Origin of the sequence: Haloplanus vescus (assembly GCF_900107665.1) — an archaeon.
In the GTDB taxonomy this organism is placed as follows: domain Archaea; phylum Halobacteriota; class Halobacteria; order Halobacteriales; family Haloferacaceae; genus Haloplanus; species Haloplanus vescus.
This window is the reverse complement of the sequence record NZ_FNQT01000005.1, coordinates 110335-129049: the sequence shown is the minus strand read 5'-3', so window position 1 is coordinate 129049 and position 18715 is coordinate 110335. Positions and strand designations below refer to the sequence as shown.

Below are 18715 nucleotides of genomic sequence, written 5' to 3'. Positions count from 1 at the left end.
ATGCAATGCATTGAGTATTTCCAGCGGCTCGAAGCTGAAGGGCAAGGCTGGGAGCTAGAATCCAGAACGCGAGAAGAGATAGAGATAATCGAGTCTGGAAAAGGCTCCTCATCATTGTACGCAAAGCGAACGGCCATCCTCAACAATTTGTACGGAGTCGATATCGACGAAGGTGCTGTGGAGATCTGCAAGCTCAGGCTCTGGTTGTCGATGGTCGCTGATATCGAGGATGAACCGAGCGAGGTGGAGCCACTCCCCAACATCGATTTCAACGTACGGCAGGGGAACAGCCTAATCGGTCAACTCGATACGGATATCGAGAGTAACGAAGACGGAGACAGCGATCTCGATTCTTGGGAAGTGAAAACTCGTTTTGAGGACGTGAAAGAGGCCATCAAGAAGCACAAGAAAGCGGAGACCAGTGTTGAAGCTCAAGAATGGCGGAAGGAGGCAGAAGACAGAATAGAGGAACACCGGGACAAATTTGACAAAATCCTTCGGCGAGAATTCCAAGACGCTGGCTTCGACGACATAACGATCGAGGAAATTCGGGAGTGGTCCCCCTTCCACTGGCCGTTGGAATTCGCCGACGTCTTCGAGAAAGGTGGATTCGACGTGTTCATCGGGAACCCACCATGGGACATGCTCTACGCGAATCGCGACGACTTCTTCATCCGCTACGATGAGCAGTTCCGTACCTATCCGTCGGAGGAAAAGGACGGTGTAATGGAAGACCTCCTCTCAAGCCCTGAAGTTGCGTGGGAATGGGAGGACTACAAGGAATCGATGGAAACTCAAGCAGACTTCTTCACGCAGGGAGATGTCTACAAGCTCCAATCTCCGGTGGTGGGCGGTCGGACGATGCCGACAAAGAACGAACTTTCGGCTCTTTTTCTAGAACGGGTCTTCAGACTCTCCAGAGACGGCGTGAGGGTGAGTCTGCTCCTCCCGGGGACTATCTTCGGGGGGGTGATGGGGAAAGACCTCCGAACGCATCTACTGGACCATACAGACATAGAGAACCTCATCGGGTTCGAAAATAAGGGAATCTTTGAGCAGATACATCGGCAGTACCGATTTGCCATTCTGACATTTGAGTATGGTGGTAAGACAAGTCGACTCCGGGGTATTTTCAATCAACGGAGTATGGACGTGGTCTATAATATTGAGGACGTGGCCGCAGAAATCCCGCGTCAAGTGCTTCTCAATTATTCTCCCGAGGGTAGAATTTTCCCCTCGATCACATCACAAGTCGAAGCCGATGTCCTCAGCAAGGTAGTCACTCAGTCACCTCTAGATGAGAATATCGAAGGTGCTTGGTCTGTGGATATGTTGACGAAGGAGTTCGTCGAGTCCACCGATAAAGACCGATTGCAAGATTCCCCTGAGAATGCTGATTATCCAGTATATGGGGGTGCGAACATCCACCAATTCGAACACGATAATACCCACACAGAGAGTTTGGACAACCCTCGGTATTGGAGTCGGGGGATGTACGATCCATCGAATAGTGCCCAGTACCGTGTTCGAGAGAAAAAATTCAACCGGGGGAACCTCAAGCGAGCAATATACGACGCCTTTGGAGGTTCAGAGACGAGCAAGTCTCAGGTTCAATTCGTAGATGAACTGCTTGAAGAACACCGTGGTCACGGACTTGAGGAAGAAGATGTCCTGCTCGATTGCACTGAATACCGAATCGGCATTCGAGACGTTTCTCGATCCCGAGACGAGCGGACGATAATAGCGACGGTACTTCCGAAGGACGTCATCTGTCTCCACACCATTAACACGTTCAAGCCGTTCGCTATTGAGCCGGAAGAGGAACACCTCACAGAGTCCCCACTTCGGTCACCCTACGTCCGGCGATTTACGGATCAAGAACTCTTCGTGGCAACGGGACTCCTGAACAGCATTGCGTTCGATTTCCTGATGCGAACTAAAGTCGAGACGCACATCGTCAAGCGCGAGCTATTGGAATCCCAGCTACCACGCCTCACCGACGGAGATGACTGGTTCCATTATATTGCTGAACGAGCTGCCCGATTGAACTGTTACGGTGAAGAATTCAAAGAAATGCGTGAGCGACTCGGCGGAATCGAGGCAGCGATAGAAAATCAAGAGCGCAGAGGATTACAGGCTGAAATCGACGCGGCCGCATTCCACGCGTATGGCCTGGAACGTCGTGACGTGAAGTTTGTCCTCGACGACTTCCATCGTGTTGAGAATCCGAAGCTGATGGACGAGATGTACTTCGATCTGGTCTTGGAGAAATATGATCTGCTGGATCAGAAGGGGCCCCTACCGTAGCTCCCGAATCATTGTCCGACAACCCCCCAGCATACGAGCTTCGCTTGTACATCACTCTCTCCCATCAGTTTTGTCTGGTATTCAGTAGAGGCTTCGACGTTCTCTTCCAAGAACTCCTCAAGCTGACTGAGGAACTCCCCGGTTGGCCACTCTGGGAAAGAGTCGTACTGCTCGTTCTGGCGAAAGATCTCTCGTAGGATTCGGTCTTCATCTGTGTTCGCCAGCTTTACCTCCTGCAGCCGCTCTTCGATATCGGTAGCCCATTCTCCTAGCGTTTCGAACTCTTCGACAGGGGCCGGCTCATCGCCGTAATTCGGCTGAACGTAGTGACTGATGAAATCGAGGATTGTCTCCTGTTCCTTCGAGAAGGCCTCTCCCTGTTTGAAGGCTCCCTCAACCTGGCCTTCTCGAATTACCTCAAGACGTTCGTCAAGCACTGCTTGAATCTCCTCACGGTTCGACAACACCGTATCTGGATTTTCGGTGATCGGGTCGCCGTCAACTGAAGGGTCAATGTTGAGCGTGCTCACGGGCCGCTCTTTGACCTCGTCGGCGAAGGGCTTGTAGTAGAAAGCACGACGGACGCGACCAAGCGGGGACTCGTGGTTATCATCGTCGAACCAGAGGTGGGCAAGGGCGAATACGCCCGGACGAGGACCGGCATCGTGGTCAGTTACATTCGTGTAGAGGAATTCCCGTTCTTCGGGCGGGTCATCGAAAAAGTCCTCAGCGTACTCGAAGTCTTCCGCAGTCAGGTCATAATCCTCGTTCAGTTCTCGCTTCAGAAGGTACCGCTCGAACGCAGCGTGTTCATTACTCCCAGCGTTGCGGAGGAGCGGATTCTTGCTCGTGTCGTCGAGTTCATTCACGTCGTCAATTTCCCGGGACTTCTGGAGGGAGTCCTCGATCTCGTCCACCTGTAATTCCCCGATAGTCTTCTCCGTGTCTACACCTGTCTTTTCGAGAATCTGGTCTTCGTTCGGATCGAGGATGTTGTTCTCCTTTCCGACGATGAGCGCGATATCGTTGATCTTTGCCTGCAGGCGTTTCAGGAGCTTGATCGCCGCCTCGATGTCGCCGTCCGGGTAGAAGTTGTGGACGTGTTTCTCGGCGGTACTCCCGATCCGGTCGACTCGCCCGACACGCTGGACAATCCGCATCGGATTCCACGGCAGGTCGTAATTGACCACCACATGAACGTCCTGAAGATTAACCCCTTCACTCAGCGTGTCAGTGGCCACTACGTACTGTAGCTCTGAGTCCCCCGACTCGGCGAGCGTTTGCTGATAGCCTGACGCCTCGGGGGCAAAGCGTTGAATGATGTCCTGCTTATTCTCGTCACCACCCTTGACGACGGCACTGTTCGCCTCTGTGAGTGGTGAGTCCGCGTTGTCACAGAGGGTTCGATAGACGTAGTCTGCAGTTGCCCGATACTGCGTGAAGATGAGCACCTTCTGATCGTGATTAGTGAGGACATCTGCAAGTCGGTCGATCTTCGGGTCACGGAACTCGCGGAGTGAAAAGACGGCCTCGTAAAAGTCGCGTGTGGCAGGGTCGACTTCGCTCAGGTCACTATTCGGGTAGAGAATCGGATTCACCTCTTCTTCAGGAATATCGGGGAGGACACCAGCGTCGTGGTCAGCAAGCCATTGCCGCGTAGAAACCGCATAATCGCTCACATCACCCGCATCACGGGCGACATCGCCGATGAACTGCGAGAGGAAATACGAGAGAAGGGTGAGGTCCTCCCTGATGTACGTCTTCACCTCGCCGATGGTGGCGTCTGCCAGTTCATCTCCCTCGGTATCAGCTCCTTCTTCCGATTGAATAGCGGTGGTATCGAAACCGAATTCTTCGAGTGTTTGTTCGAGATCTTCAGCAGCGTCGGCTCCTTCGACAAAGTCACCGAGTTCAGAGTCATCCCCCTCCCGAACAGTTCGGAGCATATCGATGTCTTCGTCCTCGGGGAGTTCACCAAGAAGGCCGAGGAGTTGGCGTTCGCTCTGATGCAGCGTCTCGATCGACTGGACGAACGCGTACGTTGAGGACTCGAGCCGTTTGAGGAGGTTCAGCTTGTAGAGAGCTTTCAGCGTGCTCCCTGCTTTCGGGTTTTTGACTGTGATGTGGGGTAGGTGGAGGGCGTCCATCACGTCAGGAAGCATCCGATATATTGGCTGGTAGGCCGCCGGCAGGGAGTACTGTTGCTTGTTGAGTTTCGGCGGCTTGAAGCTCATCTCGAAGTCTTCGCTGTCCTGTATCTGGTCTTTGACGTGCTTGCGCGTCCGGAGAACCATCACTTCGTTCAGGATATTCGAAATTTCAGAAGAGTGTCGCTGTAGCTGCTCGGTGATTTCTTGCTGTTCGTCGTCGCCGACCTCCTCTTTCCCGGATGCGATGCGTTTTCGTGTCTCCGAGAGTTCGATATATTCGTCGAACGCATCAAAGTCGAGTGACGCCTTGTTCCGAAGTTCCTCCGGGCTGGTGAACAAGCTGATGAGGTTCTTTAGGTCGGTAGCGCTGTTATTGATCGGGGTCGCGGTCAGCATAATCATCGTCTTTCCGCGGAGTTGCCTGAGATTCGCGTGTCGTCGCGTCCCCTTGTAGTCATCATCGTGGTCCGGATTCGGTCGCCATTTCCCGTAGTTCCGGAACCGGTGAGCCTCGTCGATAAGCAGGACGTCGAACTCGTCTTTGAGGTCCTGCACCTCGTCGTAGGGGAGATTCTGGAACTTGCTGATACTCATCACGTCAAGGTGCGTGCCGTCTACCTCTAACCCGAAGTACGGATTGCCGTCTTCGTCAGTGTCGTTCTGGAGTAGGTCTTCCCACTGATCAGTCAGGTTGGCCGGGACAATGAGGAGACAGTGGTCGCCACGTTGGCGGTAGTCGTGGAGGAGTTCACCGCCAATAAATGATTTTCCCAGGCCGACGGAGTCGGAGACTATGCACCCGTTGAACTGGGAGAGCTTCTCCTTTGCACTCTCGTACCCGAGCTTCTGGAAGTAGTACAGTGGGCTGTCACGGATGTTGACGTTCCCACTCAGTTCGTCGTAGGCGAGCAGCTTGTAGAGCTCGAACGGTTGGAGATACGTGCCCAGCTCCTCGGATGACGTCTCCTTGTCGGACTCGTCCTCCTGCTGTTCCTTCCAGTCCTGGTACTCCTCGCTGTTCTCGATGATTTGGATGATCTCCTCACTGAACTCCTCGGCGTTGGCCCACTGGTTGTCGTACCACTCCTCGAACGCTTCGGCCTTGTGTCGATCCTGACTCGTGAGGTTCAGCTCGATGTTGTTCTGGTGGCCGCTCTTGGTGAAGTTCGAGGAGCCGACAACTGTAGCACATGGGCGGGTGTCTTCATCCCCGTCGTGTCCCCAATCTTCGTCTTTTTCGAGTGGCGCTCGAAATGATGCACCCTTTGCGTGGAAGTAACCATTTTCAGGATTTCGCACACGGACGCTCACCTCGCCTTCGGCGATAAAGTCTCGTAGCCGGTCTAGTCGGCCGATCTGAGCGTTATTCAGCTCCGAGATGCTTTCTCTCACCTCTCTTTTGAGTTCCTCTTTGAGATTCTGTCCCTCACCGATTTCGTCAGCAGTTCCCCTATTCGTCTGACGACCCATCAAAATCCGAAGCGGAGCGTGGTCGAGCTCATCGGGGTCAGCCAGGTTTTCAAGGTCTTCCCGGTAGAGGTCAAATCCTGAGAGATAAAAGTAGCCAGTTGCGATACGGCCTTCCTCGATCTGGGGAATAATCCGCTTGTAAGCGTCTTCTAGTGTTCTGTTGGCGTTATCGACAAGCGGAGGAAGCGAGAGCATCGTAATGCCGAGATGTATTCAGTACGCGAACTTAGTGTTTAGTGACCTCCCTACAGAGGTGGCACTAGACAATAGCCCGTCAAACTGGTCGAAGATCCCGCCAGCGGACGTCAACGGTGTCACCATTGGCGATTTCAACCCGAAAAAGATAGCCCTCTCGTTGATCATTAGTCACAGCTCCCGCATCGTCTGAGATGATCTCAACGACTGTTCCTCGACGTCCATGTAGGCGCTCGTGATCTGGATCTGTCTCGTCCGGGATATCGATTCGGACCGTGTCTCCAATATCGAATCGTTTCATAGTAGGTGTCATCAGCTCTGCATCCAGAATAGCCCTATCGAACCAGCCATAACGGTTGCACCGATTATTAGCCCGACTGTCGTCGGAGACGGTAGAGAATCGATTTATATAGACCAATCAAACGTCCTGAGCTTATAGACGGGCCAGAGTGCTAAGTACACAAGGGCGAGCGTGAGGATCAGGTTGAGACCTAATGTAGCGACGAATGTTAGTACAGTTTGCTGTGGAGTGAGACTGACGTCCATCACCTGAAGGAACTGGACGAGTGGACCGAGATTGATGATGCCGAGTATGATAGCGAAGAACCGGACAAACGGTCCTAAGTCTTGGCGACTGTCTGAAAGATTATTGTACCTGGTGATGTTTGTACGCATTCCATCCCGTGCTTCGGTGACTTCATCTGAAGTGGTGACGTCAGTTAGTCGCCCATCATCGAAGTAATGGAAGTGCCAGTGATCTGGATCTGAATCACATTTGCACAGTAATGCGTGGGCCTCTTCTGCGGCAGTCGCTACGAAGTCAACCTGATCAATGTTGATATACTCATCTACGTCGGGACAGACAAGCTGTGGATGTTCTGAGATATCCCAGCCCTGGGTGTCGAAGTGCGCCTGTAGTTCGTCTTCGATTTCTTCCGTACTGATGCTCACTGCGTCGGTGTTAAGCCGGCAGAGACGGAGCGACAGTGGGTTCTGTAATTGAACAATATCGCCATGTAAACTACTCCAGAATCGGTGTTCAAGGAGTTCGGTCCAAAAAAAGGCGTATTCCTCATCTTGGCAGTGTACGGCGTTAACAAATCCGACAGGGAACCGCTTTTTCAATGGATCGGCTGAGTGGTTTTCCAACCGCTGCCCATCAAAAAACACCCGGAATACAACCTCTCCGACGCTATCTGATTCAGCGACTAAACGCTTGTTGAGGTCGTCGATGGACTCCGTCGTTGTCTCACTAAACCACTCATGCTGGTCTATCCGTTCTGCCCATTCCTGAAACACATAATCTGGATCGATGAAATATATTGTATCGACATGATTCGGGTCGGTGCAACTACACTCGGCTACACTTGACCGGCAAGAAGCGCATACGTCTCGTGCCTCGGCAGTGAAGAAGGCGTGCCACCCAGAGCTCAGATCGGTCTCATCAACACCGGCTTGATAGAGAAATTCCTCCATTTCCGGCTCGAAGAACTGATAATCAGTGACAGCACCATGCGATGGTACCTCACTGAGACACCGGTTGAGGAACCTCGCATCCTCATCAGAGAGCATACTCTTCGATCGCGTACTCAATGATTTCAAGTGGTGATTCCCAGCGCTGGCCTAACATGTGGTGTAGATGGCTTGAAAGGAGTTCAAAGTCGGGACGCGTCATCCCGTCTGCCGTTACTGCATAATTCTCGAAGAAATCCTCAATATATCCCTCATGACGTGGCATCATTTCATCCTCATCCACATCGGGGTAGGTATCGGCAGTCAGATCGAGTCGGGACAGTTCGATACCAAGACACGCGATGATTGACTCGAAGATATGCCGCTCTTCATCTTGGTAGTCATCCTCGTCAAAATAGTCACTGACGAGATTCCTGAAGGCCCGGTTCACCCGTTCTCGATGGATATCTTCCGGCGAAGCGAACGAGCCTCGAAATGCTTGATACACATACTCGTCAATTAGATCATCCAACGGATCAAGGAACTCTCGGTGCTCCCGAATGGCTGCTAAATGCTGCTCAAGCTCATTGAGGAAATCCTCCTGCGTCGGTTTCGTGGTGCTAATATGACCGTCGCTATAGGCCCGCACCTGCACTGGTTTCTCGATCGTCCCATCATCATAATCGACATAGAACCGGACCTGTGTGATGCGGCCTTCCTCCCGTGCTGGTTCCAGGATAGGAGACCCATACAGTGATTCAGCACGGTCACCTCGATACCGAGCTGTATTGACATTCGAGTCGCGGAATTCCTCGTAATCGAGTCCAGAGTTGTCACCCCGCATCAAGTTCTGCAACAGGAGCAGCTCGGTTTCCCGGAGCGATAACTCGGCTTGGCTCATGATTGTACCCCCCATCGCTTCACCGCGTTCTTCATTTCCTTTCGGATCGGATTCCGGCCCACCGAATTGGATACGGCGACGATGCCATCGTCCGCATGGGCGCGCACCTCCATCATGTACCGATTTTCCCGAATCAAACGCTCTGCCTCTTCTAACTCAGTCTCGCTCAAATCAATAATCTCTCCTTCAGCTGTATATGCCGTTTCCAGTCCCTCTGCATCGATATTCTCGGGATGATCGACAACCTCAAACTGTAAATCAACGATACGGGCCTCATCATTCGCCTGGACCTTAGTTAAGGTCGTAGGACGTCGAAACTCCTCGCTCTCGACCTGTCTGAGTTCTTCTCCACCTAACTCTTCAGCACGCGTTACGAGGTCGTCATAGACGATATCATCAACCACATAGAACTGGATATTGAACTGGTCACCTTTCTCTCCATATTGTTCAAACATCGCTTCAATAAACTCGTCATATCGTTCGTCTCCTACCCGGTCTTTGATTTCACCAAGAAAATCTTGCTTCTCGTGTTCCAGTAGGTAAGCCCGCCCTAGATCTGCTTCCTCTAAAACGTCTTGCACAAGTTCCTCTTCCTCTGACCGAAAGTGTTCGACTCGGATACGGCTAATCATATCCTCCGTCCGGTAGTCTTCCCGGAAAATGTAGGTATTATCCGCCATCACTCTCACCTCCGTCCGACGGCAAGACTGGATCAGCCTCCGCCAAGGATTCGAACTCCCCCTTGTAGCGATCTAACATCTCGGTCACGTCCAGCAGCATCATATGAGGGTGAACGAGTTCTCGAAAGGCCTCCCGGACATCGTCCTCCTGAATCGTTTTGGCATTCCTATCCCGTGCGTTCTCTGCAGCTAACTGCCACACAATACGAGTCGTCTCCTCAAGCTGCGCATTTAGATAATCAAGAGAATCCCCACCAACCTGCATTTCCTCCTCATGTGCCTTCACAAACTCCCAGAGCGGCGAACGCTTAATCGGATCAATATCCTCCGATGAATCATCCATACCCCGGAGAATTAAGCCACTGACATAAAATCTTGTGTCTCTGTCCAAACAAAATCATCAATCCGTATCTGAAGTAGTACTCTCTACAATTCTACGAACACGGTCATCACCCAGAAACACCCACTACCCAGGTCTCTTTCACTTCGCTGTCGCAGATACACTCGTAAAAATACTCGGTACCCGGGCGAGTTGGAGGACATGGTCGTGGAGTTGGTGGGCAAGGATGGTCATTTCGCGGTAGTAGGTTCGGGAGTGGTTGTTACGCCAGAGGCCGAGGTGCTTGTCCCGGATGCCCTAATTGTAGAGACGGACGTCGCAATGACTACAGGGCAGTACCCGTTCTCTGCTTCGAGAATTCGGCCGCTTTTAGCAAGGCGTATCCTTCCGAAGTTGTAGTAGGGCGTGATGGTCGACGACGAGAAGACATCGCGAGAACGGGTCACGTTGGCCCACAAGGAGATCAAGTCAGACAATCCCTCGTACTACGAGACGGAGCTCCTCAGAGCTGTGGAGAGCATATGGTACCTCTTGACTGGGACCGGAACGACATCCGACGAGAACTCAACGGAACACGTTTAGTCGGTATCACGGACTGGACCTGACAACCCCCTCCCCCCTTTTTCGAGTTGTAAACTCGTGACGGCGGGGAGGGGTGAACAGCAAGAGGGACTGCAAAATAGCTGATTGTGGCAGATATACACGATAGAGAGGGTGAACACCTAATCGTCTAACTTGTGACTAGAAATGCGAAAGTTTATGTTGTACGTTACCTTACCGTAACCGTACTAGAGACAAAGAAAACAAATCGTCTAGCTCCGGCTAGACGATTGAGATCTCTGGAGTAGATGACCTCTTCATCTCGTCCGTGGTTCTGATCCATATACTATCACGTCTCATGGCCTCTACGCCAACTTCTGTTAACTCAACGCTCGTTACATGGAGTCTGGTGTGGCCTGTTCCCATCGACTTACAACTCGAAAAAGGGGGGAGAGGGTACAACATTTGAGATCACCAAATCAGCTTCACCAGCTACCATGTCTGAAACCCGGTATTACTCTCATTCGTGACCGGGTCCTACAAGCGTCGGTCTCTTGCGACTATTCTGGTGCTTACTACTCGAAAACGGGGAGTGTGAGTAAGTCCGTATCACCCAGAGCATCATTCACAAAATCTAGATTATGTGGATTTTGCTTCGAGACTCACTTCGACTCCCTTCTCCTTACAACACGAAAATGGGGGTTGGGAGTATCGAACCAGGTGTGTTACTGCCCCCCAACGTCTTACAACTCGAAAAAGGGGAGTCTAGTTCATCGAGGAAGATCGACGACAGAGAGCTTCGTCGAATCGTTACAACTCGACAACGGAGGGTGATAGATTCCGAAGACGGTATCTGACTCATCCAGAAGATACGGGGCTGTAGTCGTTAGATAGCCTGTTTTCGCCCGGTTACAACTCCACAAGGGTCCATATTTTTATACCCAGAGTTCGAGGGGGTTCATAATGGGACGAGAGGGACGTAGAGCAGGATCGAATAATCCGGAAAGTGAGGAGGATCGTGAATCTTCTGCTGCTGATCCTGAAAATCCCGAGTCGATGGATGAGGAGGTGGCGTCTCCTAGCACGTCACAAACGACCTTCCGAAACAAATCAGATTCCGCCGATTCGTCTCAAGAAGCAACTAATGGCGACGGTGGCGGCATCTCAATTCGTGATCGGCTCCAAACCGAGTCGTCCGGCGGGGTCTTCGCGAACAAAGACCTCGTCCGGTCAGATACCATCATCGACGAGGACCGTATCGTCGGTCGCGACGACCAGCTAGGCCGTGTCGTCGACAATCTAAAACCGGTTCTCCAGAATGAAGGGATCCCCGATATGCTTCTGAGTGGTCCTTCTGGAACTGGGAAGTCGCTCATCATTCATGCAGTCTGCAAACAGATCGTCGAACTGTGTGAATCCCAAGGCAAGACCTTCGGGGTCATTTCAATCAACTGCGAGGGGCCGAAGACTGCAGATCGGGCTGTCTATCGGTTAGTCAAAGCTGCTGCCGACGACCTCGGCGTTGATCCTGGTGTTCCCCAAACCGGTGTCTCAACGGATCAGAAGCTGGAGCGACTGTACGAACTCATGCGAGAGTATTACGACGGTGTCATCTTCATTCTTGATGAGATCGATATGCTCGAGGGACCGTATCAGGAAGCAGAGTACAATTCTCTCATCTACCAGCTTTCACGGGCTCGCAAACTCGCCGACTTTGATGGTCCCATCTCGCTCACGACGATCACGAACTACGCCGACTTTATGAAGGACCTCAACAGCCGCGCACAGAGTTCTTACAACCCTGACGACATCTTCTTCGACGATTACGATGCGAACCAACTCCGTAGTATTCTCCGCAACCGGCGGGACGCCTTCAAGCCAGACTCACTTGCAGATGACGTTGTTCCGCTTGTTGCTGCGTTCGGCTCCCAAACGCACGGGGATGCGCGGAAAGCGATTGATCTCCTCAGATGGGCTGGTGAATTAGCCGAGCGGCGTGGGGCTGACACGGTTATCGAGGCTGATGTCCGTGATGCTCAGGAAAAATACACCGAAAACCGCAAGCTCCGCCATATCAGCGGCATTTCGACTCAAAAGAAACTCTCCATCTACGCTGTGGCGGCCACTGCCCACTACGCAAGAGAACATCCTGAGTGGATCCCTGCTGGACCTGCGTTCAAGACGTATCAATTCATTGCCGATACGATGGATGCGGACCAGTACAGCCGCGAGACGTTCGTAAATCACGTCACAGAGCAGAGTACGTACGGTGTACTAGACTTCGAGCGTCGGGGCAAGGGGCGAGGCAGAGGAGTGCATATGTATTTTTCCCTCTCCGAGGATCCGGAAACGATCATGGAGACGATCCGTGAGGATTCCCGGTTCGAAGATCTAGCTCACGAAGAGGCGACTATCAGAGCGGTTGTCCGCGAACGGCTGAAGCAGTTCCGGAGTAAGAACTGATCTCGCCCGTATTCTCCCTGCACTTACTTCTCGAAAACGGGGGGTGTTCGTATCCCGCGCGATGCGTTACAACTCGAAAATAGGGGGTGTCATTCGGCGGGATGTCTCGTTACTACTCGAAAACGGGGGGTGGGTGAGCCAAGAGATTTGACGTGCCGGTCGATGTACTGTGCTTTCCCCTTTCCCTCTCCCATTTACAACTCGAAAACGGGGGGTGTGCCCTACGATTTCTTTGTCGTCGGGACCATCGATGATGGGGAGACGGTGGAGAAACGACGGAAACGCGGGGGTGTGGTCCCTTCAAAATCAGCGTCACCCCCTCCACCCACATCCAGTTACGACGGAAACGTGGGGTGGGTGGCCTCCCTCATCGAGTTTTACTCGTCCGGGGTGACCGGACCCATTCACACTGAGGGGTGTTGGACAAACCGATCCCATTCACACTCTGGGGGGTGTCGCCTGCTATGTCTCTAATGGTACTGAAAAGAACATCAGACTACAGTTCCATCTCGTCTACTCGTCGGGATTCACCGGCCCTTTGTACTTCGACGTCACCGAATCGCCTTCCCGCCACTGCCAGTAGTAGTAGCGGTTGTCGTTGATCTCCTTGATCGTGATCGTCGCCTTCGCCGGCACGTCGTCTGGGAGGTCATCGGGGCGCTCCTCGACGTCGGTGTCGTCCGCTTCCTCCTCGAGACGAGCTTCCCGCTCTTTGTGTTCGGCCAACGCCTCGGCGTAGCTGGCAACATCCCGAAGATGCTCCGGTGTGGCTTCATTGAGCGTGTTGACGATCTCCGTCGGGAGGTTCGCCGGTGGGGTCGGGGGTTCGTAGGACATCGGCTACTCTCGTGTTAACCAACACAACCCACGAGTCCATAGTTTTGTTGGTTAAGACGATGGGGACGGTTCTCGCGATTGCTAGCTGTAACACTACTCGAAACTTCTTTATATACAAGTTTCGTATTATGTTACACCGTGCTCCGGCGCATCGAACTCGAGGTCCTCGCCACGGTCGACCGCGGCGACACGATCTCCGAACTCGCGGCGAAGCTCGACCACAGCGAGAGCTACCTCTCTCGTGCCGTCGCCGACCTCGTCGAGAAGGGGCTCGTCTACACGGAACGCGACGGCCGGCGAAAACGAGTCGTCCCGTCAGACGCTCGTGCCGTCGAACTCTATCGGGACCTCGTCCGCCAGCACTCCCACATCGAGTTCCCCGAACTGCTGACCGGCAAGGCACTCGAAGTGCTGTACTACCTCGACCAGCCGCGAACCGTCTCCGAGATCGCCGACCGGAGCGACAACTACCGCAACACGGTCAACCGCATCCTCAAACGGTTTCGCGACCGTGGGCTCGTCGGGACGGCCGACGGCCACTACGAGTTCAACGCCGACTTCGACCGCCTCCACGAGTTCGCCCGGGAACTCGCACACCATCTACATCGCCAGCGCCTCGAAGCCGTCGCCCCGAAGGGCACGATTCTCTGGGAAGACTACGACGAATTCCTCACCCAGACCGAGACGGAGATCGACGCGGAGGCGTTCCACGAAACCGGCCTCGCTCGATTCGCGGCCTTCGACCTCCAGTTCCTGCTCACCGGACACCGGTACTACGTCTACTCCGAGGAGCTTGACGCAGTCTCGCCGGCGGAGCTCTGCTGTCACACGCTGCTAATCGACGACGGCAGCCGCCACCGCTCGTACTGTCTCCTCCTGCTCAGCCACGTCGACGTCGACGAGGCGGACCTCCGAGCGCAGGCGGCGAAGTATGGCCTCGAAGACGAAATCGACGCCTTGCTGCGCTACCTCGAGACGCACGGCGAGGTCGCAGATGACCAGCTTCCGGAGTGGGACGAGTTCCAGGAGCTGGCGGCTGACTACGAGGTACGACTATCCTGAGACCGAACATCGTCAGCAGCAGTGCCGTCTGCCAGCGTCAGTTCGGATCGTAGGGATTCGTTGCTGTATCGAGTCGATAGACATCCTCGACAGCGTCAAAATCGTCGTCAAACGCATACAGGTAGCCAAGCCCCTCGGTTTGCATATACGCCACAATGCAGGCATCGACGAAGGAGAGGGGTTCGTGTTGACGAAAGAGTGCCTTCCCGGTCGCGAGGGCATCGGTGGTGAGGGAGTCGATGTGGAAGCGGGCGTTTTCTTCGATGCGATCGAGGAGATCGACGGCTGCGTCGTGGCCGGCGTGGGTCGTGAGGCCGTTGAGCGTTTCCGCGAGCACGTAGTCGAGGACGACTGCTTCCGGGAGCGTTCCGTCGTCGATGCCGTGGAGCACCGGGAGCGCGGCATCGTGGGATCCATCTCGCCGGTATGCGGCGGCAAAGAGGACTGTCGTATCGATGAGTGCCCGCGGCATTTACTCGACGTCGACGCCCCAGGCGTCGTGCTCGCTCGTGACATCGGTCGACTCCTCACCAGCGTAGCCGTCGAAGTCGGCGAATGTTCCCGTTTGCTGTTGGATCACGTGGACCCGAATGCTCCCGTCATCCTCGAGCTGCCAGCGGAGCTGATCGCCATCATCGATATTGAGTTCACGCCGAATCCGGGCGGGGATGTTTGCCTGGTTTCCAGACACCTTGCTTTCGGCGTCGATTCTGTCGCTGCTCATACCTCACGGTAGGTGACCGGCCGTGAAAAGTCTAGTGTGCCGCCACACTACCCAGTATCAGAAGAGCGATTCCGACGAGAAAGATGGCGATTTACCCTGAGGTCGTTGGGAGCCGACCATCCGGACGTGGAACACGACCCTGTTTGATCTCGTGATCGACGCGACGCAGATGCTTACAGCCGCCTTCGGGTGAGCGCTGCTGCCAGTCGGGACAGGAACACGACTCGTCGACGACGTCAACTTCGTACCGGTTTCCGGACGCGGACTGTACTTCGTAGCGGCCACCTTTCGAGAGGAGCGAAACGTCCATCGCTTCGGCGACAGCACGCTTCGTTCGGGGCTCGAGATCGTCCTGTGACTTTGGGTTCTCGTCGACGACCAGTCGGTCGCGAACGTCGCCCGTTCGGCCACCGTCGGGAGCGACGGCTTCCGCAGGGCCACTAAGCCGCTCGTGGAGCACTTCCTCCACCGGATGGCCTTCCGGCCAGAGGTAGTGAACCTCGCAGCGCTCGCGATGGTCGTAGGAGCCGCACGCCGCTGCGCTCCCGGTCCAAACCCGCCAGGCACCAAGCGTAGCCATCACGTCGACGATGTCGCGTGGAACTGTCTGGTGGTCGTCGGGGAAGAACACCCGGAAGCGGGTACACGCCTCCTGTGGCGGGACGGTCTCCCACCAGTCTTCGCTGGAGCTCCAGCTATCGAACATCGCCTCATCGCTCCCGTAGCCGACGGTCACGCCGTCGATATCGGGCACGTCCGCAACCGTGTCGTCAGTCTCGCCTTCGAGCAGCCGAAGGACGCCGTACCGCAGGTACTCGTGTGCTGGATGGTCCGTCGATCGAGCGACCTGGTCGTGCTGTTTTGCAACTCGTTCCGCCTCATTGAGGACAGCGGACAAATACAGTTCAGTCATGGTTCGTGGAGACGGGACTGCGCCCCCGCCCCTCGGCGGGCGCTGAAAAACTTAACCAACAAATAGCGATCAGTCATATCCTTTGTTGGTTAATCCCTCTCTGCTCGAATGCTGCGCCGGATCGGATTACCTGAGCCAAGAGGGTATGTCTGTATAGAGATAACTTTATAAGGGAATACGGGGGACAAGACTAATACAGTTAGATGCGATACCGATAACTATCGATGATGGAGTACGTCGACGAGACCGCGGCGAAAATTATGGTCGCGGCCCGGCCGGGCGACTCGATCCGTCGGATCGCCCAGAAGATCGACGGCTCCTACTCGTGGGTCTACGACTGGATCGAGCGGTTGGATGACGCAGGCTTCATCCGACGTGAGGACGGCGTCTACATCGAGAATTACGCTGTCAGGGATCGCTACTACGATCTCGTCGCGGCCATCTCTCGCGCTGTTCCCCCTTCGATCGGCGATGGCTACGTCATTCCGCACTTCGCCGGGATGCCCTTTGCGTACACGAAAATCGACAGCGTCTACGTCTGGACCCACGGCGGCTATCAGATCGCCCGCGGCCACGACGACTACCCGATCTTCATCCAGGTCGCCGACCGGGATATCGAACGGTGGACGGCGTTCTTCGATGAGTTCGGGATTCCGAGCCGGATCGAAGAGCGGCCGGATGCGAGCGACTACGACGCGACCGTCTCGTACGTGTTGTTCCCGACGAGTGGGGAGATCACTCGCGAGTGGGTCGACGGCAATCCCGTCATTCCGTTGGATGAGGCAATCGAGCACATGTTGGAGTACCGGGTGAACTACGAACCGGCGTTGGAGATGATCGCCGACGAGTACGACCGCGATATCGACGCGTCCCACGAGGATCCGCGTCTCAATGCATGAGCCTCGGTGAACGCGAAGATGAATTGCTGGACACCCTGGAGGCCGTCATTGACGCTGACCTGCCGTACGTGCTCGTCGGTGGGTGGGCGATCGCGGCGTTCAATCAACGCTTCACCACGGACGTCGACGTCGTCATTCCGGCCCAAGCGGTCGACGACTACACGGACCTTCTCACCGACCGCGGCTACGAGAAAACGGCCGATGTCGAGCGAAACGAGCTCTACGAGGGCCGTACCATCCGGTTTGAGAAGGACATCGGGAATCCGGTCCGGTTCGACGCGATGGTCGACGCGTTGGGCTGTCGCCAGACGGAAGCTGAATGGTCGTATCGCTATCTGACCCAGCACTCCGTCACCCAGGAACTGCGAACCGGGCGCCCGGTAACAGCCAGGATTCCGGAACGGGAGTTGCTGTTTGCCGTGAAACTTCACAGTGGCCGCAAGGCAGACTCCCGGGATCTGGTGGTGCTGGCTGCTGGCGCGGATTTCGACCGGATCGCGACTCATCTGCATCGCGGAGAATCCGAGAAGCTCGCTGGTCGCATCGAGACTGTCCTCAACCGCCTCACGTCGGAGAATTTCGCGGACGCATTCAAAGGGGTCTTCGAACAGCAAACGGTTCCCGAACAGGATATCGATGCCGTCGTTGAGTTCCTTCGTGACCAGCAGCGCCGAATCGATTCTGAACGATAACATCGACTGTCGATGGGTATGTCTCGGGACCGATCGAAACACACGGGGTCGGGACGCCGAACGAATTAACCAACAGAGTGGGATAGTACCCTCCGGCGTTGGTTAACAGCCGGGAAGGAGGTGTTCAGCCGTCTACAACTGTCCCGATGACCTCCTGCGCGGTCGAACTGATCCGGCCGAGTCGCTCCTGAATGCTCTCCGCATCGTCGTCCTGCCACGCGGCAAGATAGAACGCTGATCCGCTCGTATCTAGGTTGAAATACCGCCCGACGATGTACGCAACGGCTTCGGCTTCGACCTCGCGTTTTGCACGCTCGGGTTCGTCGTCGACATCGAAATGGAGCAGTGCGTGGGCGTACTCGTGAATCAACGTCACGGCGAGATCGGCCTGATTTGAGCGGGCTTTCGCTTCGACGACGGGTTGGCATTCGTGGAGAGTCCGGTGTTTGCAGACGCCTTTCGCGTCGCCATGCTCCCACTCGGCAGCGTCGACGACACGGACGTCGATATCGAGAGTAGTTGCCGCATGGAGGAGCGCTGGCACCAGGTCGTCGGCGTCACCAGCTGCCTCGGTTTCCAGCTCGGGTAGCGGTTCGCCCTCGGTTTGAGACACATCGAAGACTGCCGTTGGTTTGAATCCAACCAGTCCTTTCGACCACTCCTCGGGCGATGTCTCGTCATAGTCACAGTCACTTTGCTCGTGGTAGCTCGGTGAGTTCTCGCACTCGGGGCACTGCTTCGTAATAATGGGTGCCCAGATCCAGATCGCCTGTTCGCCCTCTTGGACGTGCCGGTCGAACTCCGATCTCCACGTATTGTAGCCCGCCACGCGGGTCGCCTCGGGACACTGGAGTTTGATCAGGAGGGTGTTGCGATGTGAGTAGTCATGGAATCGGGACTGGACATCGAGCCACTCCTGGAACTGTTGGCTGGCTTTTGCCTCGTCGACGTCTGCGACGAGATCGTCGATCCAGTCTTCGATCGTACTGTGCATCTTGTCGTGTCGGGTGTCGGTCTCCTCGAACGAGACCCCCGACTCACTGGCTGTCATCATGGATTGCATCACATCGAGTACGACGACGTCTCGGAG

17 protein-coding genes are annotated in these 18715 nt (G+C 54.8%); 6 read left to right on the top strand and 11 right to left on the bottom strand.

Going from position 1 to position 18715, the window contains the following annotated elements:
- Nucleotides 1-2307: Eco57I restriction-modification methylase domain-containing protein (locus tag BLU18_RS13465; protein WP_092635757.1), on the top strand; the 2307-nt coding region annotated here is incomplete at its 5' end.
- Between the two features lie 8 nt (nt 2308-2315).
- Here the strand turns inward: BLU18_RS13465 and BLU18_RS13460 are convergent.
- The 6 genes from BLU18_RS13460 to BLU18_RS13435 all read right to left on the bottom strand — a co-directional run bounded on the left by BLU18_RS13460 (nt 2316) and on the right by BLU18_RS13435 (nt 9498).
- Complete coding sequence (locus BLU18_RS13460) at nt 2316-6122, bottom strand: helicase-related protein (protein ID WP_092635755.1); 3807 nt, start codon at nt 6120-6122, stop codon at nt 2316-2318.
- A 79-nt stretch (nt 6123-6201) separates the two neighbouring features.
- Nucleotides 6202-6423, bottom strand: a complete 222-nt coding sequence (locus tag BLU18_RS15295; protein WP_092635753.1) for a DUF8139 family protein — start codon at nt 6421-6423, stop codon at nt 6202-6204.
- Nucleotides 6424-6527: 104 nt separating this feature from the next.
- A complete protein-coding gene (locus BLU18_RS13450) occupies nt 6528-7694 on the bottom strand; it encodes a hypothetical protein (protein ID WP_092635751.1) in 1167 nt (388 codons plus the stop codon).
- Entirely contained in the window at nt 7684-8475 is a 792-nt protein-coding gene (locus BLU18_RS13445; protein WP_092635749.1) for a hypothetical protein, read from the bottom strand. The genes BLU18_RS13450 and BLU18_RS13445 overlap by 11 nt, the downstream gene beginning before the upstream one ends.
- The gene (locus BLU18_RS13440) at nt 8472-9155 is read right to left on the bottom strand and encodes a hypothetical protein (protein ID WP_092635747.1); all 684 of its coding nucleotides are present in this window, start codon (nt 9153-9155) and stop codon (nt 8472-8474) included. Before BLU18_RS13440 ends, BLU18_RS13445 begins: the two co-directional genes overlap by 4 nt.
- Complete coding sequence (locus tag BLU18_RS13435) at nt 9145-9498, bottom strand: hypothetical protein (RefSeq protein WP_092635745.1); 354 nt, start codon at nt 9496-9498, stop codon at nt 9145-9147. The genes BLU18_RS13440 and BLU18_RS13435 overlap by 11 nt, the downstream gene beginning before the upstream one ends.
- Before the next feature lie 405 nt (nt 9499-9903).
- On the opposite strand from BLU18_RS13435, the gene BLU18_RS14975 reads away from it, so the two are divergent.
- A complete protein-coding gene (locus tag BLU18_RS14975) occupies nt 9904-10077 on the top strand; it encodes a hypothetical protein (protein ID WP_176791250.1) in 174 nt (57 codons plus the stop codon).
- A gap of 1014 nt (nt 10078-11091) precedes the next feature.
- Nucleotides 11092-12498 carry a Cdc6/Cdc18 family protein gene (locus tag BLU18_RS13430; protein ID WP_092635743.1) on the top strand — a complete coding sequence of 469 codons (1407 nt, stop codon included), beginning with the start codon at nt 11092-11094 and terminating at the stop codon, nt 12496-12498.
- 513 nt (nt 12499-13011) lie between these two features.
- On the opposite strand, the gene BLU18_RS13425 is transcribed toward BLU18_RS13430, so the two are convergent.
- Nucleotides 13012-13335: a DUF6788 family protein gene (locus tag BLU18_RS13425; protein ID WP_092635741.1), complete on the bottom strand. Its 324-nt coding sequence runs from the start codon at nt 13333-13335 to the stop codon at nt 13012-13014.
- A gap of 138 nt (nt 13336-13473) precedes the next feature.
- Between BLU18_RS13425 and BLU18_RS13420 the strand changes: the two genes are divergently transcribed.
- Entirely contained in the window at nt 13474-14397 is a 924-nt protein-coding gene (locus BLU18_RS13420) for a helix-turn-helix transcriptional regulator (protein ID WP_092635738.1), read from the top strand.
- Nucleotides 14398-14434: 37 nt separating this feature from the next.
- Here BLU18_RS13420 and BLU18_RS13415 read toward each other — a convergent pair whose 3' ends face one another.
- The 3 genes from BLU18_RS13415 to BLU18_RS13405 form a co-directional block, all read right to left on the bottom strand.
- Nucleotides 14435-14869: a PIN domain-containing protein gene (locus BLU18_RS13415; RefSeq protein WP_092635736.1), complete on the bottom strand. Its 435-nt coding sequence runs from the start codon at nt 14867-14869 to the stop codon at nt 14435-14437.
- On the bottom strand, nt 14870-15121 hold the full coding sequence (locus BLU18_RS13410; RefSeq protein ID WP_092635734.1) for an AbrB/MazE/SpoVT family DNA-binding domain-containing protein: 252 nt from the start codon (nt 15119-15121) through the stop codon (nt 14870-14872).
- A 91-nt stretch (nt 15122-15212) separates the two neighbouring features.
- The gene (locus tag BLU18_RS13405) at nt 15213-16034 is read right to left on the bottom strand and encodes a hypothetical protein (protein ID WP_092635732.1); all 822 of its coding nucleotides are present in this window, start codon (nt 16032-16034) and stop codon (nt 15213-15215) included.
- 227 nt (nt 16035-16261) lie between these two features.
- Here BLU18_RS13405 and BLU18_RS13400 point away from each other — a divergent pair, with 227 nt between their 5' ends.
- Nucleotides 16262-16933: a helix-turn-helix domain-containing protein gene (locus BLU18_RS13400; protein ID WP_092635730.1), complete on the top strand. Its 672-nt coding sequence runs from the start codon at nt 16262-16264 to the stop codon at nt 16931-16933.
- The gene (locus BLU18_RS13395) at nt 16930-17625 is read left to right on the top strand and encodes a nucleotidyltransferase domain-containing protein (RefSeq protein WP_092635728.1); all 696 of its coding nucleotides are present in this window, start codon (nt 16930-16932) and stop codon (nt 17623-17625) included. The genes BLU18_RS13400 and BLU18_RS13395 overlap by 4 nt, the downstream gene beginning before the upstream one ends.
- Before the next feature lie 124 nt (nt 17626-17749).
- On the opposite strand, the gene BLU18_RS13390 is transcribed toward BLU18_RS13395, so the two are convergent.
- Complete coding sequence (locus BLU18_RS13390; RefSeq protein ID WP_092635777.1) at nt 17750-18679, bottom strand: ArdC-like ssDNA-binding domain-containing protein; 930 nt, start codon at nt 18677-18679, stop codon at nt 17750-17752.
- Between the last annotated feature and the right edge of the window lie 36 nt (nt 18680-18715).